General features: G+C 64.9%; 23 protein-coding genes and 1 tRNA gene. 10 read left to right on the top strand and 14 right to left on the bottom strand.

Features of this window, described 5'->3' with window-relative positions; all coding sequences use genetic code 11:
- Nucleotides 1-1,440 (bottom strand): L,D-transpeptidase family protein, encoded by a 1,440-nt coding sequence (locus M2332_RS06010; protein WP_264573342.1) that lies wholly within the window; start codon nt 1,438-1,440, stop codon nt 1-3.
- A gap of 97 nt (nt 1,441-1,537) precedes the next feature.
- Nucleotides 1,538-3,517 (bottom strand): DNA topoisomerase IV subunit B, encoded by a 1,980-nt coding sequence (gene parE / locus M2332_RS06005; RefSeq protein ID WP_264573341.1) that lies wholly within the window; start codon nt 3,515-3,517, stop codon nt 1,538-1,540.
- 352 nt (nt 3,518-3,869) lie between these two features.
- On the opposite strand from parE, the gene M2332_RS06000 reads away from it, so the two are divergent.
- Entirely contained in the window at nt 3,870-4,721 is an 852-nt protein-coding gene (locus tag M2332_RS06000) for an outer membrane protein (protein WP_264571006.1), read from the top strand.
- A 112-nt stretch (nt 4,722-4,833) separates the two neighbouring features.
- On the opposite strand, the gene M2332_RS05995 is transcribed toward M2332_RS06000, so the two are convergent.
- A complete protein-coding gene (locus tag M2332_RS05995; RefSeq protein ID WP_264573340.1) occupies nt 4,834-5,535 on the bottom strand; it encodes a GcrA family cell cycle regulator in 702 nt (233 codons plus the stop codon).
- 134 nt (nt 5,536-5,669) lie between these two features.
- Between M2332_RS05995 and M2332_RS05990 the strand changes: the two genes are divergently transcribed.
- On the top strand, nt 5,670-6,509 hold the full coding sequence (locus tag M2332_RS05990) for an ABC transporter permease (protein WP_181560303.1): 840 nt from the start codon (nt 5,670-5,672) through the stop codon (nt 6,507-6,509).
- Between the two features lie 47 nt (nt 6,510-6,556).
- On the opposite strand, the gene hspQ is transcribed toward M2332_RS05990, so the two are convergent.
- Nucleotides 6,557-6,952: a heat shock protein HspQ gene (hspQ, locus tag M2332_RS05985; RefSeq protein WP_264571004.1), complete on the bottom strand. Its 396-nt coding sequence runs from the start codon at nt 6,950-6,952 to the stop codon at nt 6,557-6,559.
- 143 nt (nt 6,953-7,095) lie between these two features.
- Between hspQ and M2332_RS05980 the strand changes: the two genes are divergently transcribed.
- Nucleotides 7,096-7,185 (top strand) — tRNA-Ser (locus M2332_RS05980).
- Nucleotides 7,186-7,378: 193 nt separating this feature from the next.
- Here M2332_RS05980 and M2332_RS05975 read toward each other — a convergent pair.
- Both M2332_RS05975 and M2332_RS05970 read right to left on the bottom strand, forming a co-directional pair.
- A complete protein-coding gene (locus tag M2332_RS05975) occupies nt 7,379-8,803 on the bottom strand; it encodes a UdgX family uracil-DNA binding protein (protein WP_413715942.1) in 1,425 nt (474 codons plus the stop codon).
- The gene (locus M2332_RS05970; protein ID WP_264573339.1) at nt 8,800-10,041 is read right to left on the bottom strand and encodes a putative DNA modification/repair radical SAM protein; all 1,242 of its coding nucleotides are present in this window, start codon (nt 10,039-10,041) and stop codon (nt 8,800-8,802) included. Before M2332_RS05970 ends, M2332_RS05975 begins: the two co-directional genes overlap by 4 nt.
- 190 nt (nt 10,042-10,231) lie before the next feature.
- Here M2332_RS05970 and purC point away from each other — a divergent pair, with 190 nt between their 5' ends.
- Complete coding sequence (gene purC, locus M2332_RS05965; protein ID WP_181560284.1) at nt 10,232-11,011, top strand: phosphoribosylaminoimidazolesuccinocarboxamide synthase; 780 nt, start codon at nt 10,232-10,234, stop codon at nt 11,009-11,011.
- Between the two features lie 49 nt (nt 11,012-11,060).
- On the opposite strand, the gene M2332_RS05960 is transcribed toward purC, so the two are convergent.
- Nucleotides 11,061-11,840: a glutaredoxin gene (locus tag M2332_RS05960; protein ID WP_264573338.1), complete on the bottom strand. Its 780-nt coding sequence runs from the start codon at nt 11,838-11,840 to the stop codon at nt 11,061-11,063.
- A 68-nt stretch (nt 11,841-11,908) separates the two neighbouring features.
- On the opposite strand from M2332_RS05960, the gene M2332_RS05955 reads away from it, so the two are divergent.
- On the top strand, nt 11,909-12,313 hold the full coding sequence (locus M2332_RS05955) for a MerR family transcriptional regulator (RefSeq protein WP_264573337.1): 405 nt from the start codon (nt 11,909-11,911) through the stop codon (nt 12,311-12,313).
- Between the two features lie 4 nt (nt 12,314-12,317).
- Here M2332_RS05955 and M2332_RS05950 read toward each other — a convergent pair whose 3' ends face one another.
- The 4 genes from M2332_RS05950 to M2332_RS05935 form a co-directional block, all read right to left on the bottom strand.
- Nucleotides 12,318-13,622: a sensor histidine kinase gene (locus M2332_RS05950; protein ID WP_181561478.1), complete on the bottom strand. Its 1,305-nt coding sequence runs from the start codon at nt 13,620-13,622 to the stop codon at nt 12,318-12,320.
- Between the two features lie 73 nt (nt 13,623-13,695).
- Complete coding sequence (locus tag M2332_RS05945) at nt 13,696-14,361, bottom strand: response regulator transcription factor (protein ID WP_181560281.1); 666 nt, start codon at nt 14,359-14,361, stop codon at nt 13,696-13,698.
- A 48-nt stretch (nt 14,362-14,409) separates the two neighbouring features.
- A complete protein-coding gene (locus M2332_RS05940) occupies nt 14,410-14,727 on the bottom strand; it encodes a hypothetical protein (RefSeq protein WP_181560280.1) in 318 nt (105 codons plus the stop codon).
- A gap of 58 nt (nt 14,728-14,785) precedes the next feature.
- Nucleotides 14,786-15,520, bottom strand: a complete 735-nt coding sequence (locus tag M2332_RS05935) for an SIMPL domain-containing protein (RefSeq protein ID WP_264573336.1) — start codon at nt 15,518-15,520, stop codon at nt 14,786-14,788.
- Nucleotides 15,521-15,659: 139 nt separating this feature from the next.
- On the opposite strand from M2332_RS05935, the gene M2332_RS05930 reads away from it, so the two are divergent.
- A complete protein-coding gene (locus M2332_RS05930; RefSeq protein ID WP_264573335.1) occupies nt 15,660-17,447 on the top strand; it encodes an ABC-F family ATP-binding cassette domain-containing protein in 1,788 nt (595 codons plus the stop codon).
- Between the two features lie 112 nt (nt 17,448-17,559).
- Nucleotides 17,560-18,441: a DMT family transporter gene (locus M2332_RS05925; protein ID WP_264573334.1), complete on the top strand. Its 882-nt coding sequence runs from the start codon at nt 17,560-17,562 to the stop codon at nt 18,439-18,441.
- Between the two features lie 15 nt (nt 18,442-18,456).
- On the opposite strand, the gene M2332_RS05920 is transcribed toward M2332_RS05925, so the two are convergent.
- The 3 genes from M2332_RS05920 to M2332_RS05910 form a co-directional block, all read right to left on the bottom strand.
- Nucleotides 18,457-18,756, bottom strand: coding sequence for a putative quinol monooxygenase (locus tag M2332_RS05920; protein ID WP_264573333.1), 300 nt, complete (start codon nt 18,754-18,756; stop codon nt 18,457-18,459).
- Entirely contained in the window at nt 18,756-19,412 is a 657-nt protein-coding gene (locus tag M2332_RS05915) for an alpha/beta hydrolase (protein WP_181560275.1), read from the bottom strand. The genes M2332_RS05920 and M2332_RS05915 overlap by 1 nt, the downstream gene beginning before the upstream one ends.
- A 115-nt stretch (nt 19,413-19,527) precedes the next feature.
- Nucleotides 19,528-20,319, bottom strand: coding sequence for a TSUP family transporter (locus M2332_RS05910; protein ID WP_264573332.1), 792 nt, complete (start codon nt 20,317-20,319; stop codon nt 19,528-19,530).
- A 99-nt stretch (nt 20,320-20,418) separates the two neighbouring features.
- Here M2332_RS05910 and M2332_RS05905 point away from each other — a divergent pair, with 99 nt between their 5' ends.
- The 3 genes from M2332_RS05905 to M2332_RS05895 are packed head-to-tail and all read left to right on the top strand — an operon-like array spanning nt 20,419 to nt 22,906.
- Nucleotides 20,419-21,471 carry a cysteine desulfurase family protein gene (locus M2332_RS05905; protein WP_264573331.1) on the top strand — a complete coding sequence of 351 codons (1,053 nt, stop codon included), beginning with the start codon at nt 20,419-20,421 and terminating at the stop codon, nt 21,469-21,471.
- On the top strand, nt 21,468-22,574 hold the full coding sequence (locus M2332_RS05900; RefSeq protein ID WP_264573330.1) for a cysteine desulfurase family protein: 1,107 nt from the start codon (nt 21,468-21,470) through the stop codon (nt 22,572-22,574). The genes M2332_RS05905 and M2332_RS05900 overlap by 4 nt, the downstream gene beginning before the upstream one ends.
- Entirely contained in the window at nt 22,571-22,906 is a 336-nt protein-coding gene (locus M2332_RS05895) for a 2Fe-2S iron-sulfur cluster-binding protein (RefSeq protein WP_264573329.1), read from the top strand. The genes M2332_RS05900 and M2332_RS05895 overlap by 4 nt, the downstream gene beginning before the upstream one ends.
- Nucleotides 22,907-23,005: the final 99 nt, after the last annotated feature.

Raw genomic sequence — 23,005 nt, 5'->3', positions numbered from 1 at the left:
TCACGGCCCGATGTCGCCGCGGTCGCCCCGCACCCGCCGTTCCGACCCCGAGCCGAAGCCAAGTGCGGCGGCGACGGGGTTGTTCCACCCATAAGGATCGTCGCGGACCACCGGCTCGCCGGCATCGTCGAAGATCACGGTCTGGTAGAGCAGCCGCACCGGGATTTCGCGGGGCAGGGGGACAAAGCTCTCCTTGCCGGTTTCGCGTGCCTTTTGCCATTCGGCTGTCACGCCTTCGTCCCGCGCGATCATATCGGCAAAGCCTAGCGCATCCTGCACGCGCACGCACCCATGGCTGCGCTGGCGCTGTACTTCATCGAACAGTTGCTTGGCCGGCGTGTCGTGCAGGTAGATGGCGTGATCGTTCTTCATGTCGAATTTGACCAGTCCGAGCGAATTCTTCGGCCCGGGCTGCTGGACGATCCAGCCGTCCTTTCGCGCCATGTTGTTGCGGCGGAGATAGTCCGCGCCCTTGCCGGCCAGTTCCTTCTCTTCGATAGAGCGGGGCACGGTCCAGGTCGGGTTGGCGACGAGGCGATAGATGGGCGATGCGAGCATCGGCGTTTCATGGTCCGGTTCGCCCACGATCACCCGGCGCACATCGGCCAACTTGCCGTCGCGCCAGTAGCTCTGCCGGGCCGCCGCGATGTTCACATCGATGCGCGTCGCGGGCGGCGTGCGCTCGAGCCAGCGCATCCGCTCCATGTTCACCGCGATGGCGCGGGCGCGGTCAGCGTCTGACAGGTTGATGATCTTCAGTGCATCATCCCCGATCACCCCGTCGGCCGTGATGCCATAGTCCGCCTGCATGGCCCGCACGGCGGCGCCGATTGCCGGGGTGTAGCGCGTGTCCGTGCTGGCATTCGCCTTGTCGAGATAACCCGTCGCCACGAGCTGCCGGGCTATGGCCGGGATGCGGGGGTCGCTCTCACCCGGCTTGAGCGGCGCGCTGGTTGCCGGAATTTCGGTGCTGGCGCCATTGCCTTGCTTGCGCAGCGCGAGATAGGTCTCGGACAGCTTGCGATAGCTTGCATCCTGCGGCGCGAGGCTGGCGAGCCATGCGCCGACCTTGCCTTCCCGCAACGCCTGCGCAAGCCCGGCGCGAAGATCGGGCGAGGGGCGGGGGACGGTATAGATTTCATACAGCTTGGTCGGGTCAGTCGCGCCCCGAGCCAGTGCCTGTGCATAAGCAAGCGCAGCCTTGGTTAGCTCCGCATTGCCGGCCTTTTCACCCGAGCCGCCGAGGCCGAAATCCTTCTGGTCCAGACCATGGGCGGCGCGCTGGGCCAGCGCTTCGGTCAGTTGATCGGTTGCCTCGTCGCTCCACTGCATGTCTTCCAGCGCGAGGCCGGCCTGATCATGATTGTCCTTTGTTTTATCGCAACCCGAAAGAAGTAGCGCGATCGCCAGCAACGATGATCCAAAAATTCCAGTGCGCACATATGTCTCCCGACTGCTTGGTAGGGAAACGCGAGGCGCGGGATAACGCTCCCGTTACGGGCGGTTTCAGGCGTGAAATTCCGTGGGTTCGCCCGGCTCAGGCGTCGATGACGTCCTCATCGACCTGCGCGGCATTCTCCTGAATGAACGCGAAGCGATGCGCGGGATTGGTGCCCATCAGCCGGTCCACCAGATCCTTCACGCCCGCGCGCTCCTCATATTCCTGCGGCAGCGTGATGCGGATCATCTTGCGCTTCTTGGGGTCCATGGTGGTCTCGCGCAGCTGCATGGGGTTCATCTCGCCCAGGCCCTTGAAGCGGCTGACCTCCAGCTTCTTGCCTTTGAGCTCGCCGCTGCGCAGTTTGGCGAGTGCGGCATCGTCCGCCGCATACCAGCTCTTGCCGCCCGCCACGAGGCGATAGAGCGGCGGCTGGGCGAGGTAGAGATGGCCGCGGCGCACAAGCTCCGGCATCTCCTGGAAGAAGAAGGTCATCAGCAAGGTGGCGATATGTGCGCCATCGACATCGGCATCGGTCATGATGACGATGCGCTCATAGCGCAGATTGTCCGGGTTGCAGTCCTTGCGGGTGCCGCAGCCGATGGCGAGGATCAGGTCTGCGATTTCCTGATTGGCGAGGATCTTGGCAGAGGTGGCCGAGGCGACGTTCAGGATTTTGCCGCGGATCGGCAGGATCGCCTGCGTCTTGCGGTCGCGCGCCTGCTTGGCGCTGCCGCCGGCGCTGTCGCCTTCCACGATGAACAGTTCGGTGCCCTCGGGGTCATCGGACGAGCAATCTGTCAGCTTGCCCGGCAGGCGGACCTTGCGGCCCGAGGTCGCCGTCTTGCGCTTGATTTCCTTTTCCTGCTTGCGGCGCAGGCGCTCGTCCATCCGCTCCAGCACATGGCCGAGCAGCGCCTTGCCCCGGTCCATATTGTCGGTGAGGAAATGGTCGAAATGGTCGCGCATGGCCGCTTCCACCAGCCGCGCGGCTTCCGGACTGGTCAGCCGGTCCTTGGTCTGGCTCTGGAATTGCGGATCGCGGATGAACACGCTCAGCATCAGCTCGCAGCCGGACATGATGTCGTCCGTCTGGATGTCCTTCGCCTTCTTCTGCCCGACCAGCTCGCCAAAGGCGCGGATGCCCTTGGTGACCGCGCCGCGCAGCCCGGTCTCGTGCGTGCCGCCGTCCGGGGTGGGGATGGTGTTGCAGTACCAGCTGGTGGAACCGTCGGACCAGAGCGGCCAGGCGATGGCCCATTCCACGCGCCCGACACCGTCCGGGAAATCCTGCGTGCCGCGGAAGAACTCCGCTGTCGCGCATTCGCGATTGCCCAGCTGCTCGCGCAGATGGTCGGAAAGGCCGCCGGGGAACTGGAACACCGCCTCGGCGGGGGTGTCATCCGTGATGATAGCCGGATCGCATTTCCAGCGGATTTCCACACCGGCAAAGAGATAGGCCTTGGAGCGGGCGAGGCGGTGCAGCCGGGAGGGCTTGAATTTCAGCTCGCCGAAAATATCGCCATCCGGGGTGAAGCTGACGCTGGTGCCCCGCCGGTTGGGCGCCGCACCCACCTTCTCCAGCGGACCCACAGGGTGCCCCTTGGAGAAGCGCTGGCGGAACAGTTCGCGATTACGCGCCACCTCGATCTCGGTGTCGACGGACAGCGCGTTGACCACGCTGATGCCGACGCCATGCAGGCCGCCCGACGTCGCATAGGCCTTGTCCGAGAATTTGCCGCCCGAGTGCAGCGTGGTGAGGATGACCTCCAGCGCCGACTTGCCGGGGAATTTGGGGTGCGGGTCCACTGGGATGCCGCGGCCATTGTCGGTGATCGTCAGCCGATTGCCCGCCTCCAGCGTCACCTCGATGCGGGTGGCGTGGCCGGCGACCGCTTCGTCCATCGCGTTGTCGAGCACTTCGGAGGCGAGATGGTGCAGGGCGCGCTCATCCGTGCCGCCGATATACATGCCGGGGCGGCGACGCACCGGCTCCAGCCCCTCCAGCACCTCAATGGCGGAGGCGTCGTAGCTTTCGGTTGTGCGGGCGATGTTCTGGTCGAACAGGTTGTCGGACATGCGGGAACTATAGGGCCAGCGGAGTCACGGGCGCAAGCGGCGTGATCTTATCCGGCGGGTGGTGGAACCATGTCGGCCCCCGAGCGCTCTAGCGGATCGATCATCGCAGCGCCGCACCGCGGCCAAATGCAATAGAATAGCTTGCAGATGCAGACAGCTCAGCGAGCAACGAAGTACGCAAAATCAATAATCGCGACCGTTTCGTTCATCTGGCAGCAATATTCGCGGGCAAAGCGTTACAAAAAAGAGACAGGTGTCGTGGTTAACAGAATTTTGTGAGCGAGTTCGCGAAACCAATTCGAGGGGGTGAACGTATTGCGGCCAGCCAGTTCAGAGGCAGGAGATTTATTGTATGAAAAAGATCGCTCTCATTTCGCTCACCACCGCCATGGCAGGCCTGCTGGCCGCTCCGGCTCTGGCGCAGGATGGCGCGGGTGATTGGACCGGTCCGTATGTCGGTGGCTCGCTCGGCATGGCCTGGCAGCCCAATTATGACCGCGACACGCTCGAGACGCTGACCTTCGACACCAACAATGATGGCAATTACGGCGATACCGTTTCTACGGCTGTCCCCGGCAATGCCTTCGCGCCCGGCTTCTGCCGTGGCCGCGCGCTTGGTGCCACGCCCGGCTCCTGTGCCGGTGACAAGGATCGTCGCGTCGCTTGGGGTGTCCATGCCGGTTATGACATGCAGATGGGCAACTTTGTCGTCGGCGCTGTCATCGAAGGCGGTCGCACGATGATCGGTAACTCGGTCAGCGGCTTCAGCACCACTCCCGCCAGCTATGTCCTGTCGCGTCGGATTGACTGGGATGCCAACGCCCGTCTGCGCGCTGGTCTGGCACTCGGCACCGGCACGCTGATCTACGGCACCGGCGGTGTCGCCTACGCCAAGATCAAGAACAACTTCGCCACCAGCAACACGTTCAACACCTTCACCGAGTCCAACGAAAGCGCGGACGAGTGGGGCTGGACCGCTGGCGGCGGCATCGAGCAGCGCGTGAGCCAGAACTTCTCGATCGGCGTGCAGTATCGCTACACCCGCTTCAACACGGATGGCTACACGGTTCGCGCCGGCCAAGGCACGCCGCCCTCGCTGACGAACCCGTTCGTGATTACGCCGGCTGGCTTCACCGACATCCAGCGCACCAACGATGTGTTCGATCATCACACCGTTCGCGCGACGGCGAGCTTCCGCTTCTAAGATCGATTGCGCCCTCCCGCTTCATAAGGCGGGAGGGTGTACGTCGCACTGGAATGCCAGATACAGAAAAGGGGCCGAAACCGGCCCCTTTTTTATGTCATCGCTTGATGCCTCAGCGCACCCGTGGGCCGCCATAAGGCATGGGCGGCGGGGGACGGCGCGTGCCACGCGGCAGCTGCGCCTGATAGGCCCGCCCGCAATGTTCCACGCAATAAGGGAAGCCAGGGTTCACCTTTTCACCGCAGAAGTGGAAGTCCGGCTCGCCCGGATGGCCCATCGGCCATTTACAGATCTTCTCGTTGAGATCGAGCAGGCTAGTCTTGTCTGCGATTTCCGGGCTGGGCTTGGCCGGAACCAGCCGGCGCGGCGGTGCCGGCGGAATCGGCTGCTGCATCTCGCCCGGACCCTGCCGCAGGAAGCCGCCGGGGCCAACCGAGACGATCCGGGGCTGGGGAGGCGGCGGAGGGGCGTCGGCAACAGGCTGGGCCGCGACGGGCGGCTGCGGCCGTGCTTCCACCACCGGCGGCGCCTTGGGCTGCGGCTTTGCGATGCGCGGCTCGGGCGCCGGCGCGGCTTCCGCCTTGGGTGCGGCGGGTGCCGGCGGAGGCGCGGCCTTGCGGCTTTGCGGCGCAGCAGCGCGGCTGGAGTCCGCCGCCTTCACGGGGGAGGGGCGCGACTGCAGGCCAAGGCGGTGCGCCTTGCCGATCACGGCGTTGCGGCTCACGCCGCCCAGCTCTTCAGCGATCTGGCTCGCAGTCATGCCGCGCTCCCACATCTGCCGGAGCTGATCGATGCGTTCGTCTGTCCAGGACATGCCTATTCCTTCAAATGATCGGGTCATATGGGCATCCATGGCCCAAAGGTCAAACGGCCTGTCATCGACAAAGCCGGGCGGCACAGTATCGCTGCGCCATTGCTGCTGCGGGTGGGACGCGATAGGGCGGTTTCATGGCCGAACCTGCTTCCTCGCACACCCAACCGCTCATTCGTCATGAACCGGGCGTTCCCGTCATCCACGGCGTCAACTGGTCCGGGATGAAGGCGCTCTACCTCAAGGAAGTCCGCCGCTTCCTCAAGGTGCATCTGCAGACGATCTGGGGGCCGGCGCTTACCAGCCTGTTGTTCCTGATCATCTTCACCGTCGCGCTGGGGCGTGGCGGCCTGATGGTGATGGGCGTGCCCTTCGCCGATTTCGTGGCGCCCGGCCTCATCATCATGGCGATGGTGCAGAACAGCTTCCAGAATACCGCCACCGTGGTGCTCGCCGGCAAACTGCAGGGGACCATCGTCGATTATCTCATGCCGCCTTTCTCCGCCGGGGAACTGCTGTTCGCCCTCGTCGCGGCCTCGGTGACCCGTGCGGCCTTTGTCGGTGGCGCCATCTGGCTGGCGATGCTGGCCTGGCCTGGCGTCCATGTGGCCCCGCATCATCTCTGGGCCGTCGTCTATTTCGGCATTGCCGGCTCGGCGATGCTGGGCTTCCTCGGCATTCTCACCGGCATCTGGGCGGAAAAGTTCGATCATGCCGCTGCCGTCACCAACTTTCTCGTTGCGCCTCTGTCGCTGCTCTCCGGCACCTTCTACTCGATGGATCATGTCTCGCCGATCATGCGAGCGATCAGCCACGTCAATCCGTTCTTCTACGCGATTTCCGGCTTCCGCTATGGCTTCCTCGCCGCGGCCGATTCGCCCATCGCGGTGGGCGCGGCGCTCCTGCTGGCGCTCAACCTCGTGCTGGCCGCCGTCTGCTACATCGGGCTACGGCAGGGGTGGCGGATCAAATCCTGAAGACAGGCATAGCCCCGACTACAACAGGCGAGGCGCCGCCCGTCAGTTCAGTGCCAGTAGCTCGGGTCGAGCGCATAATGCCCGCCGCGATGCTCGCCGAACAAGGCGGTGACAGCGGGATGATCGATCGGCTCGTCGGTTCCGTCGGCCACCAGATTCTGCTGGCTCACATAAGCGACATAGGTCGCTTCACCATTGTCCGCGAACAGATGGTAGAAAGGCTGGTCCCGCTCCGGCCGCATCGCCTCGGGAATGGCCTCATACCATTCCTCGCTGTTGGAAAAGACCGGATCGATATCGAACACAACCCCGCGAAACCCCAGCAGGCGGTGCCGGACCTTCTCCCCAATGCCGAAATGCGCGTGCGACACGCGATGGGCGGCACTGATCGTCGGAATGTGCGTCACGGAAGAGAATGACTTGCGGGCTTGGGCTTGATTCATGAGACAGATTTAGTGTCGCCGGCACCGAGTGCAAGTTTTCCCGCACCGACTGCTTGGCAAAGCCCTGATCATCCGCTAACAGCGCGCGCTCGACTACCGCAGCGGCGCCCTCTCTTTGGGCACTGCGACGCGAAAACCTCTGCGGAGAGGTGGCAGAGTGGTCGAATGCGCCGCACTCGAAATGCGGTGTACGGGCAACCGTACCGTGGGTTCGAATCCCACCCTCTCCGCCACTTACAAATGAGCGCTGGTGCCGACGGCGCGTGCCCCTCGCCTCCGTCGTTGCCGATTTCGCCCCTGGGTGCTTGCGTTCGCTGCGATCGGGTGATGGTTAGTTCGATGGCCTGCCGCTCCCTTTTTATTCCAAGCGATCTCCGCAGGCCTATGCGCAACATCAGGGGCCGTCGCACCGCGTCTCTTGCGCTCTCAACCTTGCAGCGCCACGCGGACCGCCGCCAGATCGCGCGCGAACAAATTTTGTTCTCGCGCTTGCGCCTCTCCGCTCAGGCGCAGCAGATAGCTGGGATGGGCGCTCAGCCAGAGCTGGCTGCCATCCGCGAGCTCATAGGGCCGGCCGCGCTCCTTGGCGATGCTGGGTGTCCGGCCTAGCAGGGCGCGCCCGGCGCTGGCGCCCAAGGCCAGCACGATCGTTGGTTGAACGATCCGTCTTTCGGCATCGAGCCACCAGCGGCAATGGTCGATCTCCCCCGCGGTCGGGTTTTGGTGGAGACGTCGCTTGCCGCGTTGCTCGAATTTGAAATGTTTGACGGCGTTGGTCAGCCGGATTTCGGCACGATCGAACCCCGCCGTCTCCAGATGCCCGTCGAGCAACTGCCCCGCCGGACCGACAAAAGGCCGGCCCTCCTGCTCTTCGAAATCGCCCGGCTGCTCGCCCACGATCATCAGCCGCGCGTTGCCGGGCCCTTCGCCAGCGACGGCGCGCGTGCCGTTGCAGCCGATCGAGCAGGCCGTACAGGTCGAGATGCCCTCGGCAATCTCACTGAGGGACGTCGGGGGCGGGCGCTGGAAGGGATCGGCGCCTTGATCGACCATCTGAGCCTCGCGGGCCTGGGCGCCGGCAATCAACGCAGGGATCAACGCGGCTTCCGGCAGGTTCTTCCAGTATCGCCGGGGCATTTCCTTCACCATCATCGCCACCTTGAGCCGCGCGGGGTTGAAGATGGAGGCATAATAACGCTGCCAAAGCCCTTCGATCTCGTCTTCGCCGGGGGCATCCCGGGCGTCGGCGCCCGGCCCCTCCGCGAGCTGAGCGCCATCCCAGTGCAAGCTGAGATCGGGCGTCAGGATGGACCAGCGCTGGCTCGCGAACCGATTGAGGAAAAACGGGGCGTTGGCGCGCACGATGGCATGATCCGGCTCGAACCAGGCCACGTAGCGGTCCGTTCCATCGGGATCCTGGGCCAGCCGGAACCGCACGAACGCCCTCATCTTGTGAATGTCGCGGCGCACCTGCCGCTCCAACTGCGTGAGGGCGTGCACATCGGCATCGCTCGTCTTTTCAAGCAGGTGCGGGTCGCTTTGCAGGCGCCACAACAGGCGATAGAGCAGCGCCAACCGTGTATCCGAGCTGTGCAGGATCACCTTGCGGGCCAACTCGATGAAGCGCTTGTTGGCCGTGACCGGGCGGGGTGATGGAGCAGGCTCAGGCGTGTCTTTGGACGCGAACAAATCCCGCGCGCCGTCCGATGCCGCTGCCCAGCGGATATGCTCCGGACCGACGCCCTGCAAGACCAGGGCGCGGGCCAGATCGCGCCATGTGTCGAAATCATGGGCGTCATCCAGCTCGGCATTGAACAGCGCGGGCTGACGCAGGAGCGGGGCCGGCTTCACCTGAACAGTTCCATCTGGCGAGGTGGCGGGGCCAGCCGGGCACGCAGGTTTGCCGTGTCGATCAAGCCAGTCGGGCGCCAGTCGGCCGTGACAATGAACGGCCGCAATTTGGTGACCGTGCGAGTGAGCCGGGCGAGATCATCCAGCCGGAGACGATGATGGCGGCGGGCTTGCAGGATGGCAGCCACCGCCCGCGTGCCCAGTCCCGGCACGCGCAGGAGCTTTTCGCGCGAGGCCAGATTGATGTCGACCGGAAAATCCTGCCGGTGCCGCAAGGCCCAGGCCAGCTTGGGGTCGATGTCGAGCGCCAGCATCCCGTCATCGTCCGTCGCGGTCTGCACCTCGCTTGTCGAAAATCCGTAGAAGCGGATCAGCCAGTCGGATTGATAAAGCCGATGCTCGCGCATCAGGGGCGGTCGCTTGAGCGGCAGAACGGCGCTGGCATCGGGGATCGGGCTGAAGGCGGAATAATAGACGCGGCGCAGGCGATGGCGGTCGTACAATTCGCTGGCCCGGCCGATGATCTGCGTGTCGCTGGCGCCATCCGCGCCGACGATCATCTGGGTAGATTGGCCGGCGGGCGCGAACATCGGCGCATGCTTGAAGCGTTTGCGCGCATCCTTCGCCTCCACCATGGCCGAACCGAGCCGCGCCATCGCGCCTTCGATCTGCCCGCCATTCTTGTCGGGCGCCAGATCGGTCAGGCCGCGCTCGGTCGGCAGTTCGACATTGATCGAGACGCGGTCCGCCCACAGGCCCGCTTGCTCGACCAGCGCGCGATCGGCCTCGGGGATCGTCTTGAGGTGGATATAGCCCTTGAAGCCATGATCCTCCCGCAAGGCACGGGCGACCTCGATCAGCTGCTCCATCGTATGGTCGGCGGACTTGATGATGCCCGAGGAGAGGAACAGGCCCTCGATATAATTGCGCCGGTAGAAGTTGAGCGTCAGCTCGACCACTTCCTGCGCCGTAAAGCGCGCCCGCCGCACGTTCGAGCTTTTGCGGTTGACGCAATAATGGCAGTCGAAAATGCAATGATTGGTGAGCAGGATCTTGAGCAGCGAGATGCAGCGCCCGTCCGGCGCATAGGCATGGCAGATGCCCATGCCTTCGGTCGAGCCGATCCCCTTGCCATCGCGACTGTTGCGCTTGGCCGTGCCGGACGATGCGCAGGAGGCATCATATTTGGCGGCGTCCGCAAGGATCGCCAGCCGATCCGTAATCGTCTCCTGTTTCATTTGTTCTTTATATGTTCCAGCGGCTGGGGCGGCAAGCACCGAGCAGGCCAGCCCGGCTCGGTTCGTCTGAAAATTGCACTGCCATGTGCCTTGCGCTATGCGCTGGGGAAGAGCCCCGGTGTCCGCTGATCCTCGCTGATTCGCGCCGCCGGGGCCTTGATTTTTACAACTGATGAGTAGGCACCCGCACATGTCCCGTCGTCGCCAGATTTATGAGGGCAAGGCGAAGATCCTTTATGAAGGTCCCGAGCCCGGCACGCTGATCCAGTATTTCAAGGACGATGCGACCGCCTTCAATGCGCAGAAGAAGGGGACGATCTCCGGCAAGGGCGTGCTGAATAACCGGATTTCCGAGCATGTCTTCACGCTGCTCGCGAACATCGGCGTGCCCACCCACTTCATCAAGCGGCTGAACATGCGCGAGCAGCTCATCCGTCAGGTCGAGATCGTGCCGATCGAGGTCGTGGTGCGCAATGTCGCCGCTGGCTCGCTCTCCACTCGGCTGGGCATTGAGGAGGGCACGCAGCTGCCCCGCACGCTCATCGAATATTATTACAAGGATGATGCGCTCGGCGATCCGCTGATCACCGAAGAGCATATCGCCTGCTTCGGCTGGGCGAGCCAGGAAGAGATGCACGACATCGCCGACATGGCGATCCGCGTAAACGACTTCATGAGCGGCTTGTTCGCCGGCATCGGCATCCGTCTGGTCGACTTCAAGCTGGAGTTCGGCCGCATCTGGGATGGCGATTTCTCGCGCATCATTCTGGCCGACGAGATCAGCCCCGATGGCTGCCGCTTGTGGGATATGGCCACTAACGAGAAGCTGGATAAGGACCGCTTCCGCCGCGATCTGGGCGGTGAGGTCGAGGCCTATCAGGAAGTCGCGCGCCGCTTGGGCCTGCTGCCCGAGGGCCTTGAGAACGACGTTCTCGATCTGGAGAGCCACCGCAAGAAGCGCGGCAAGTAAGAGACGTTTCGGGCCGGGCGCTCATCAGCGGCGCCCGGCTCCCGCGCCTTTACATCGCCGCGCCGGGCAGCACCCAGGCATTGAGGCCCATCCACAGGGCCATGGCGACCATGAACAGGTCTTCGGTCAGCGAGACGAAGCCGAGTGGCACATTGGTCCCGCCGCCAACGCAGGCACATTTGAGGCTGCGTTTCTCCACATAGACAGCCTTGTAGATCGAGACCGCGCCGATGCCGCCGATGAACGCGGCGACTGGTACCGAGAGCCAGGGCAGGGCCCCCGCGAGCATCAGCACGCCGGCGCCCAATTGGGCGAACGGATAGATTGAGGCATAGGGCACCCATTTGCGGGCCAGCAGATCATAGCCCAGGAACATGGTCGCGAACCGATCCACATCCTGCAGCTTGAGCATCGCCAGCAGGATCATCGTCACGGAGATGAAGCGCTCGAGGGTGAGCAGGCTGAGCAGCGGCGCGGCCGTCAACAGATCGATCGTCAGCGCGATCAGCGCCGCAACAGCGAAGACGACCAGAACAGGCGTATAGCTCGTCGCGTTCGGATCCTTGACGCTGAGGCCCAGGAAGCGGCGCAAGTCATCATGGCCACCGATCCGCTGACCGTCGATGAACACCTGCGGCGTGGTGGTCACATAATGCTCGGCCTTGAAGGCTTCCTGCTGGGCGCGGGTTTCGATCCAGCGATCCTCGACATCATAGCCTTTGCTGCGCAGCAGGTGGAGCGCCTTGAGGCCATAGGGGCAGATGTGGGTCGGCATGACCATCCGATAGAGGACAGCCTTGCGGCCCTTCGGGTTTCGGGGTTCAGGCATTGACGCTCATCCTTGCTGAGAAGTCCATGCACCCCATATAGGGTCTGTACCATGGTACGGAGTCAAGCATGGCGGCGATCAGCATTTCGGGTCTGGCGAAAGCCGGCGGTGTGGGGGTCGAGACGATCCGCTTCTACCAGCGCAAGGGGCTGCTCCCTACGCCTGAGAAACAGGCCGGCAATGATCTGTCCGGGGGCATAAGGCGCTATAGAGAGGAGGATGTCCGGCGGCTGCGCTTCATTCGGGCGGCGCAGCAGGCCGGCTTTACGCTGGAAGAAATCCGCACGCTTTTGTCGCTGGACGCGGGGCAGGATCGCGCCCGCGCGCGCGCTCTGGCGGAAGAGCGGCTGGTCCAGCTCGATGAAAGGATCGCGCAACTCGAAGCGGCCCGCGCCTCGCTGCGCCAACTCGCGCGGACCTGTGCCCGTTCCGAAGAAGGGCCGTGCCCGATCCTGCAATCCTTCGGCGTGTGAGGCCTTATCCGGCCGGCAGGCGCAGGCGTACCATCAGGCCGCCTAGGTCCTCGCTCTCATCCAGCGTGACAGAGCCACCGTAGATTTCCGCGACATCGCGCACGATGGCGAGGCCAAGGCCGGTGCCGGGCTTGCCGCTATCCAGCCGCACGCCGCGATCGAAGATGCGTTCGCGCGCGGCCTCGGGAATGCCCATGCCGTCGTCCTCCACGAGAATGTCGACCCAGGGCGTGCTCTGCACCACGGTGACGAACACGCTGCCGCCGCCATATTTGGCGGCATTCTCGACCAGATTGCCGAGCAGCTCGTCTAGATCCTGCCGCTCGACGCGGACGACGGCCGTCTGCGCGCCGTCGCGGTCGATGCGGACATCCGGGTAGAGGCGCTCGACGGCGCGCTCCACCGCTTCGAGGCTCGGCCACACCAATGTGCGGCTCTGCGCCGCGCCGCGCCGGCCGAGGGCACGGGCGCGGGCAAGATGGTGGTCGATCTGGCGGCGCATCGTCCCGGTTTCCCGCACCACTGTCGTGGCCAGGTCGGGCGACTGGGCCGTCGCGGCGTTCATCACGACCGTCAGCGGCGTCTTGAGCGCGTGGGCGAGATTGCCGGCGTGGCGGCGGGCTTCCTCCGCCTGCTGCTCGTTATGGGCGAGCAGCGCGTTCAATTCCTCGACCAGCGGCTGGACCTCCCGCGGGAGCGGCACGGTTACGCGGCTTTTCTCGCCATCCCTCATGCGCGCGATTTCGCGGCGGATATGGCGCAGCGGCCGCAGGCCGAAGAACACCTGCAAGCCGGCCAATATGATCAGCCCGACGCCAAGAATGACGAAGCTGTTGAACAGCGTGGCCCGCAGCGCGTGGATCTGCGCGTCCAGGCCCTCGCGGGCCTGCGCGACGATGAAAATCCACCGCGTATTGCTGCCCGGCAGGATCACGGTGCGAGCCATCAGGCGCAGCGGCTCATCGGGGAACTGGTTGCTGTCCATCCCCTCGCCGGGATTGGTGGTCATGCCCGGCGTGACGCGGATCGCCCGGTCCCACAGCGAACGCGAGCGCCAGTCTTCATGGCCCTGACCGCTGATCTGGTAATAGAGCCCGCTCGCCGGCTCCAGAAACCTTTGGTCGGCGAGCGGCCGATTGAACAGCACTTCGCCTTCCGGGCCGATCTCCGCCGAGGAGATCATGGCGGTCAGCACATAGGACAAGCCGTCATCGAAGGTGCGCGTGACGGTGCTCACCAGCACCCGGTCGAGCGCCAGCGCGCCGCCGAGCAACAGCAGGCCGATCCAGATGGCCGAGATGCCGAGAATGCGGCGGCTGAGCGATCCGGTGCTGCGGCTGGAGGCTGGCGCGGGCGCCGTCTCCGCGTCTTGCGGCGCCGGTTCAGCCAGCGGGGTCCTCCAGGCTGTAGCCAAGACCGCGGATGGTGGAGATCACATCGGCACCCAGCTTCTTGCGAATGCGCGTGACGAACACTTCGATGGTGTTGGAATCCCGGTCGAAATCCTGATCGTAAATATGCTCGATCAGTTCGGTGCGGCTCACCACCTTGCCCTTGTGGTGCATCAGGTAGGAGAGCAGCTTATATTCCTGCGCGGTCAGCTTCACCGGCTCGCCGTTCAGCGTGACCTTGCCCGAGCGGGTATCCAGCCGCACGCTGCCGGCGATGAGCTCGGACGAGGCATTGCCGGACGAGCGGCGAATGAGCGCGCGCAGGCGGGCGATCAGTTCCTCGCTCTGGAACGGCTTGGCGAGATAATCGTCTGCACCGGCATCGAGCCCGGCCACCTTGTCGGACCAGCTATCCCGCGCTGTCAGCACAAGCACGGGCACCGCCGAGCCTTCCTTGCGCCAGCGGTCGAGCACGGTCAGACCGTCGATTTCCGGCAGGCCCAGATCCAGGATAATCGCGTCGTAGCTCTCGGTCGATCCGAGGAAATGGCCGTCCTCGCCATCGGTCGCCAAGTCGACGGCATAGCCGACGCCTTCGAGCGTGGACTTGAGCTGTTTGCCCAAGGTCGGCTCATCTTCGACGATCAGCAGACGCATGGCTTTTCCTTTCCGAATGAGGGAGCGTGCGCAGGCGATCCGGCCGGATCAGCGCGTCCGTCCGATGATATTGCCGGTCTTGCCGTCCACATCAACCCAGATGACCTTGCCATCCTGCTGGAGGAACTGCATCCGGTACACGCCTTCGCGAACGGATGGGGCGACGCCGACATATTGGGCGTCGCTGATCTCGCGCTCGACACGACGCTTGATGATCGAAAACGGCATCACCTCACCGTCGAGCATGGCGCGCCGCGCCGCCCGCTGGTCATCGCCCCGCGCAAAGCTCTGCGCCGAAACCGGGAGGCTGGTGGCCGCCAGTGCCATCAGCCCGCCGAGCAGAAGAGAGGATGAAAGATGTTTCATGATGCCGTGTTAGCCATCAAGCATTGAACAAGCGCTGAATGTCCCATCTGTCCCCCGTTCAGGGTTCCAGCATATACTGGACGTTGAGGGAAATCGAGGTGGCGATCTCACCGGGCTCGATCTTGGTCTGCGGCGCCGCTGCAGCAGAGTCGCGCATAGCCATCATCGGCATCGGCGGCGGCGCGAAACCGCCACCTTCGGAGATGCTCACCAGGCGCGCGGTGCGGAAGCCGGTCGCCTGCGCATACAGGTTTGCGCGGGCCTGCGCGGTTTTTAGCGCCTTGGTGCGGGCCTGATCGAGCAGCTTGTCCGGCTCGGCAATGCCAAAGCTCGGGCCATTGATGTTGGTTGCGCCCGCTGCGACCAGCGAGTCGATCAGATCGCCTGCGCTATCCAGCTTGCGGACTGCGACGGTGAGCTGGTTGCTGGCTTCATAGCCGATGAAGCGCGGACCTTTGCCATCTGTGCGGTCGCTATAATCATATTGCGGGTTGAGGTTGATGCCGCTGGTCTGGATGTCCTTGCGGGCGATGCCAGCCTTCACAAGCGCAGCGATCAGCTTGTCCATCTGGGTGGCATTCTGCGCCATCGCATCCTTTGCTGACATCGCGCGGGTCTGCACGCCGGTGTTGATGGTCGCCATATCCGGCGCGCTGTTCACCGATTCACTGACGCTCAGGCTCAGCAGCGGGCCCTTGGCTGCCTGGGGTGCCGGCGGTTGCGGCTGGGCCGAGACGATCGCCGGCGTCATGAGAGCGGCAGTTGCAGCGAGCAGAATTGGCAAACGACGCATGGAACATTTTCCCTTTTGTGTGATGGCCATAGAAATGGGCTGAAGCTTCTGAACGCATCCTGACCCATCGAGTTTCTTCCCGTTCATCTGGCGCCTCAGCCCTTGCTCCCGCCGCCTGCATCTGTTTTAGCGCCTTGCCATGGCCCCGCCACTTCTTTCCTTCGAGAATCTCGGTCTCATCCAGGGCGCCGGCTGGCTGTTCCGTAGTCTGGATATTCATGTCGGCGAGCGCGATCGCCTGGCGCTGATCGGCCGCAACGGCGCCGGCAAGACGACGCTACTCAAGCTGATTGCTGGCACGGTGGAACCGGATGAAGGCAAGCGCTCGGTCGTGCCGGGACGGCATGTGGTGATGCTGGAGCAGGACCCGGACGTCTCCGCCTTCGCAACGCTGCATGATTTCGCCACGTCTGGCGCCAAGGCGCCGGCGGCGCATGAGGTGGAAGCGATTGCGGACCAGCTCGGCATCGACCTCTCCCGCGCGGCGGCGACCGCGTCGGGCGGCGAGCGCCGGCGGGCGGCGATTTGCCGGGCACTGGCGAGCGAGCCCGATATCCTGTTGCTCGACGAGCCGACCAACCATCTCGATATCGCCGCGATCACCTGGCTGGAAGACTGGCTGACGCGCTTCAATGGCGCGTTCATCGTGATCAGCCATGACCGGACCTTCCTCACGCGCCTCACCCGGTCCACGCTCTGGCTCGACCGGGGCAGCCTGCGGCGGCAGGAGATCGGCTTTGGCGGGTTCGAGGCCTGGATGGAAAAGGCCTATGCAGACGAGGCCCGCGCGGCCGAGAAGCTCGACGCGAAGCTGAAGATCGAGGCGCACTGGCTGGAGCGCGGCGTCACGGCGCGGCGCAAGCGCAATCAGGGCCGGCTGGCCAAGCTCTGGGAGATGCGCGCCCAGCGCGCGGCGATGATCGGCCCGCAGGGCGGCGCCAAGCTGGAGGTCACCGCCAACGACACCAAGACCAAGAGCGTCATCACCGCCGAACATGTCACCAAGCAGTTCGGCGACCGCGCGGTCATCAAGGATTTCTCGATCCGTATTCAGCGCGGTGACCGCATCGGCATCGTCGGCGGCAACGGGGCCGGCAAGACGACGCTGCTGCGCCTGCTGACCGGCGATCTGCAGCTCGATAGCGGCACCATCACGCTGGCCAAGACGCTGGACGGCATCGTGATCGACCAGCAACGCTCGCTCATGCAGCCGGACAAAAGGGTGCGGGATGTGCTGGCCGAGGGTGGCGACTGGATCGATGTGCGGGGCGTGCGCAAGCATGTCCACGGCTATCTCAAGGACTTTCTGTTCGATCCCTCGCTGGCCGAGGCGAAGATCGGCACGCTCTCGGGCGGCGAGCGTTCGCGCCTGCTGCTGGCGCGGGAGTTTGCGCGCGAATCCAACCTGCTGGTGCTGGACGAGCCGACTAACGATCTCGACTTGGAAACGCTCGATCTGTTGCAGGAAGTGATTGCCGATTATGACGGTACGGTGCTGATCGTCAGCCATGATCGCGACTTCCTCGACCGCACGGTGACGGTGACGCTGGGACTGGATGGCTCGGGCCGGATCGATGTGATCGCCGGCGGCTATGCGGACTGGGAAGCCAAGCGCCAAAAGCCCAATGCGGCCGGCAAGCGATCAGCTGCGAAGGCGGATACGCCGGCGGCGCCACCGCCGCCCAAGGCGGCGAAGCTCAGCTACAAGGACCAGCGGGATTATGATCTGTTGCCGGGTCAGATCGAGGCGCTCGAGGCGGCGATTGCCCGCGATGAAGCCGCGCTCGCCGACCCCGATCTCTATGCCAAGAATCCCAAGCGCTTCGCCGAGTTGAGCGCGACGATCGAAAAGGCGCGCGCGCAAAAGGATGCGGCCGAGGAGCGCTGGCTGGAGTTGGCCGAGCAGGTCGAGGCCCTGCAGGGTTGAGCCCGGCAAGGGTTGCGTGGCGTTCGGCTGTCTTTGACCAGATCGCCCCGATCAAGATTTTCGACGTGCCCAGCCATGGTCGGCGGGGACGTTGTCGCCGACGAGCATTCAGATGACCAGCACTCAACCGATTCGGGGAATTCTGCTCTGCGCCGCCGCTCTGCTGCTGTTCGCGGCGCTGGATACGACCACGAAAGTGCTCACCGCGCATTTCGAGGCGCCGGTGATCGTGGCGGCGCGTTTCATCGGCAACCTCTTGTTGATGCTCGTCGTCATGGCGCCGCGCGGCGGGCGGGAGATGGTGCGCACGACGCGCACCGCGCTCGTTTGGCTGCGTGGCTGCTGCCTCGCCTGTGCCTCCGTGCTGATGGCGCTGGCGCTCACCCGCATGCCGGTCGGTGAAGCGACGGCGATCATGTTTCTGGCGCCGACGCTGGTCGCGCTGGGCGGGGGGCTGCTGCTCGGGGAAGAGGTCGGGCTGCGGGGCTGGGGCGCTGTGTTGCTGGGGCTCGCCGGCGTTGTGCTGATTGCACGGCCGGGTGGCGGGCTGGATGTCGTGGGCGTCATGCTCGCTCTGGGCGCCGCCATGCTCAATGGCACCTATCAGCTGATGTCCCGCACGCTCGCGGCGACCGAAAAGACCTTCGCGCTGCTCTTCTACAGTGCCGCCGTGGGCAGCCTCGTCTTCGGCGCGGTGGCGCCCTTCTACTGGGCGGGGCGGATGCCGACGCTGCTGGAAGGCGCGCTGCTGGCGTCGCTGGGCCTGTGGGGCGGGGTGGGACATTATCTGTTCACGGCGGCCTTTCGCCATGCCCCGGCTTCGACTCTGGCGCCGATCACGTATCTGCAGGTGCTGTGGGCGACGGTGCTGGGCTGGATCGTGTTCCGGCATGTGCCCGATCCGGTGGCGATAATCGGAATGCTCACGATCGGCAGCGCCGGCATGTTGATCGTGCTGAAGCGCCGCCGCCGGACTCCGCCCGCAACAGTGTGAACGCACCCGCCCGTATCAGCCCTCCGAGGTGGCCGAAACCTCATAATGGGTGATCTGCTTGTCGCCGATGCCGAGGTCTTCCCATGTGGCGCGCCAGTCCTTCATGTGCTGGCTCGCGGCATGGGCCTGCTGGGCCTCGCGGTCGCGAAAGACCTCGAAGATGCGCAGAAGACCGGGTGCCTCGAGATCCTCGGCGAAGCTGTAGGCGATGCAACCCGGCTCCGCGCGGCTGGCCGCGACCATCCGCGCGATCACCAGACGCGCTGCGGCCAAGTTCTCCGGCGGCAAGCGAACGGTCCCGGCGAGGATCAGCATCAGCGGATCGGCGAATCCGGGGCAAGGCGCATGTCGAGATAGTTGTCGACGCTCATCATCAGCTGGTCGAGCTCATGCTCGAAGAAGTGATTGGCGTTGCGGATCTCGTCATGATGGATGGTGATGCCCTTCTGCGTGCGCAGCTTGTCGACCAGCTTCTGAACGGAGGCGGCCGAAACCACCTCATCGTTCACACCCTGCACGATGATGCCGGACGCGGGGCAGGGCGCGAGGAACGAGAAGTCGTACATGTTCGCCGGCGGCGCGACGGAGATGAAGCCGCGCACTTCCGGCCGGCGCATCAGCAGCTGCATGGAGATCCACGCGCCAAACGAGAAACCGGCGATCCACGTCGTCTGCGCTTCCTGGTGGAAGCTCTGGATCCAGTCGAGCGCGGCGGCGGCATCGGAGAGCTCGCCGATGCCATTGTCGAACACGCCCTGCGAGCGACCGACACCCCGGAAATTGAACCGCAGCGTCGCAAAACCGCGCTTCACGAAGGTCTTGTAGAGTGCTTGCGTGATGCGATCGTTCATCGTGCCGCCGCCCTGCGGGTGCGGATGCAGGATCAGCGCAACGGGCGCACGCGGGCGGGGCGGAGGGCTGAAACGACCTTCGAGACGGCCTTCGGGACCGGGAAAAATGACGTCGGGCATGGCACCTGAGACTTGAAATGGGAGCGGGCGACCGAGACTGGCCGACGACGCGGGACGCGCGCTTATATAGGCGGAAGCGCGATTTTCGCAATGTTTCTGGTTGAGGGCGCCCGCTTCAGCCCCGGAGCCAGCCCAGAGCAGCGGCCGTCAAGGGGTTCGTCGGGTCCAGCAGCAGCTTGGTGGTGAGCGCGAGGGACATGACGATCAGCAGGGGCCGCGCGATTCCGGCGCCGAAGCGGATCGCGAGATAGGCGCCGAATTGCCCGCCTGCGATGCTGCCGACCGCCATGGCAAGGCCGGTGATCCAGAGCACATGCCCGCCGATGATGAAGACAATGACGCTAGAGAAATTGCTGGCGAAATTGAGCAGCTTGGTATGGGCTACGGCGCGGATGAGGCCCAGGCCGAACAGTCCGACCAGCGCGGTGGTAAAGAAGGAGCCGGTGCCGGGCCCGAAAAAGCCGTCATAGCCGCCGATGATCGCCGCTGTGACGATGAGCGCGAGCGGGCCGAAGCGGCTGTGCCTGTCCTCATCGCTCATGCGTGGCGAGAGCAGGAAATATAGCACCATCGCGATCAGCAGCATCGGCAGCAGCGCGGAGAGAAAGCCGGAATCGATCCGGGTGACCAGAAACGCGCCGCCCGCAGAGCCGATAAATGACGCCAGCGCCGGTAAGGCGAAGCGGCGGAAATCAATATGTCCGCGCCGGGCGAAGGCGATGACGGCGCCGCAGGTGCCAAAGCTGCTCTGGAGCTTGTTGGTCGCCAGCGCAGCCACGGGCGGGATGCCCGCCGCCAGCAGCGCGGGAATGGTGACGAGGCCGCCGCCGCCCGCCATGGCGTCGATGGTCGCAGCGAGAAACGCCACCGCCATGAGGATGAGGATGATGTCGAAGGCGGGATCCATGCCTTCGCATATCAGGTCTGTGCTGCGCCGCAACATGGCTGATTGCACCAGAGGGCAAATCCATTTGCCGCGGCGCGGCGGGCCTGTAGGGAAGGGGCGATGAGCCGACGCATCTATCTCGATCATGCCGCGACCACACCGCTGCTGCCGCAGGCTCGCGCGGCGATGCTGGCCGGGTTCGATGCTTGGGCCAATCCCTCGTCGCCGCATGCTGCCGGTCGACAGGCGCGCGCCATGCTGGAGGATGCTCGCCGCCGCGTGGCGCAGGCGCTCGATTGGGATGGGCATGTGCTGTTCACCGCCGGCGCGAGCGAGGCGCTGGCTATCGCGTTGACGCGCGCAAAGGCGTCTCCCTTGCTGGCAGGGGCGAGCGAACATGATGCTGTGCTGCGCCACATCCCGGAGGATCGCCGGCTGCCGGTCGATCATGACGGGATCGTGTGCCTGCCCGATGCCATTGCGCCGGGTACGCTGATCGCGATCCAGCAGGTCAATAGCGAGACCGGCGTGATCCAGCCGCTGGAGGCGTTCGCCGAGCGCATCCACGCGCAAAATGGCCTGCTGCTGGCCGATTGCAGCCAATCGGCTGGGAAGATGCCGCTTCCGAAAGGTCCGGACCTGATCGTTCTGAGCGCGCACAAGCTGGGCGGACCGATCGGCATTGGTGCGCTGCTGGTACGGGATCTGACGCTGCTGGCGCCGAGCGGCGGACAGGAGCAGGGCTACCGCGCCGGCACCGAGGCCATGCCGCTGGCGCTAGGCTTTGCGGCGGCGCTGGAAGCTCCGCGCGACTGGTTGGCTGACGTCGCCGGTTGGCGCGAGCGGATGAACGCGGCTATTCTCGCAGCCGGCGGTGAGATCGTGGCGGACGCTTCCCCGCGCTTGCCGACCATTGCCAGCTACCGAATGCCCGGCGTGTCCGCGCAAGCGCAGCTCATCCGCTTCGACATGGCCGGGATTGCGGTTTCGGCAGGCAGCGCCTGCTCATCGGGCAGCTTGCGCACCAGCCATGTGCTGGCAGCCATGGGCTGGCCGCAGGCTGAGGCCGCCGAGGTGATCCGTGTCACTATGGGGCATGACACGTGCGCGGCCGACATTGACGATTTTCTCACTGAGTGGCAGGCCATCGCGCACGGGAACGCAAGACGATGATCTACCTCGATTACCAAGCCACCACGCCGCTGGCGCCGGAGGTTGCGGATGCCATGGTGGCCGCGATGGATCATTATGGCAATCCGAACAGCGCGCATCGCATCGGCCGCATTGCGGCGGCGGATGTCGAGCTGGCGCGGGGCCGCATCCTTGATGCGCTGGGCCGGGCGGATGGCCGCCTGATCTTCACAAGCGGCGCGACGGAGGCGCTGAACATGGCCATTATCGGCGCCGCGCGGGCCGCTCCGCACAGCCGGCGGCGGGTGGTGACGGTGGCGACCGAACATGCCGCCGTGCTCGATACGGTGATGGCCTTGCGCCGCGAGGGTTTCGAGCCGGTGATCGTGCCGGTGAATGCCGACGGGCTGGTCGATCTGGAGATTGCCGAGGCGGCGATCGACGAGCGAGCCGCCCTGCTTGCGGTAATGCAGGCGAACAACGAGATCGGCGTGGTGCAGCCACTCGACCGGCTGTTCGTGATCGCGCGCGCGGCTGGCGTGCCGACATTGTGCGACGCCGTGCAGGGTTTTGGCCGACTTGCGACTCCTCAGGCGGACCTGATCGCGATCAGTGCCCACAAGATCCACGGCCCCAAGGGCGTGGGCGCTCTGTGGCTGCGCGAAGGGCTCGACCTGCCGCCGCTCATGCATGGTGGCGGGCAGGAGCAGGGGGTGAGGCCGGGGACGCTCTCGCCCATGCTGTGCGCGGGCTTCGGTGTGGCCGCGCAACTGGCGGCGCAGCGCCGCTATGCCGACCTCGCCCATGTCGAAGCGCTCTGGACGCGCGCGCTGGAGCTGTTTGCGGATTGGCACCTCAATGGTACCGGCGAGGCGCGCTATCATGGCAATCTCAATCTCCGCCGGGCGGGGCTGGACGCGGCGCGGCTGATCTCGGACGTGCGGACGGTGGCCGTTTCCCTCGGGTCTGCTTGCGCAAGCGGGTCCGGCCGGCCGAGCCATGTGCTCAAGGCCATGGGCCTTAGCGATGCAGAGGCGCGCAGTTCCTTGCGGATCGGCATGGGGCGCTACACCAGCATGGCCGATCTGGAAGAAGCCGCGAGCCTGCTCAATAAGGCCGCCGACGCACAGGGAGTGCCCGCATGACCTTAGTCCGCTTCATCAGCGCCAATGGCGAACATGTGCAGGAAGTGGAGGCCAGCGCGGGCGACATTCTGCTCGAGGTAGCGCAGGCCGCCGGCCAGCCGCTGGAAGGCACCTGCGAGGGGCAGATGGCCTGCTCCACCTGCCATGTGATCGTGGACGCGGAGCACTTCAGCAAGCTCCCCCGCGCCAGCGAGGATGAGGAGGACATGCTCGATCTGGCCGCCTCCACCACTCGGACAAGCCGGCTCTCCTGCCAAATCGTGCTGAGTGACGCGCTGGAGACGCTGACCGTGCACATTCCCGCCGAGAGCCGGAACATGCAGGGGGCGTGAGGCAGGGCAGGCTGGCCACTCCCGTCGTTCTCCGTCATCTTCGTGAACAAGGAATCCAGAACCAGCTGAACCGCTCTTCCGCTCCTGGATTCCCGCGTT

This window comes from Sphingobium sp. B11D3A (genome assembly GCF_025961695.1).
GTDB lineage: Bacteria > Pseudomonadota > Alphaproteobacteria > Sphingomonadales > Sphingomonadaceae > Sphingobium.
The sequence above is the reverse complement of the archived record's forward strand: the minus strand, read 5'-3'. Positions and strand labels throughout refer to the sequence as shown.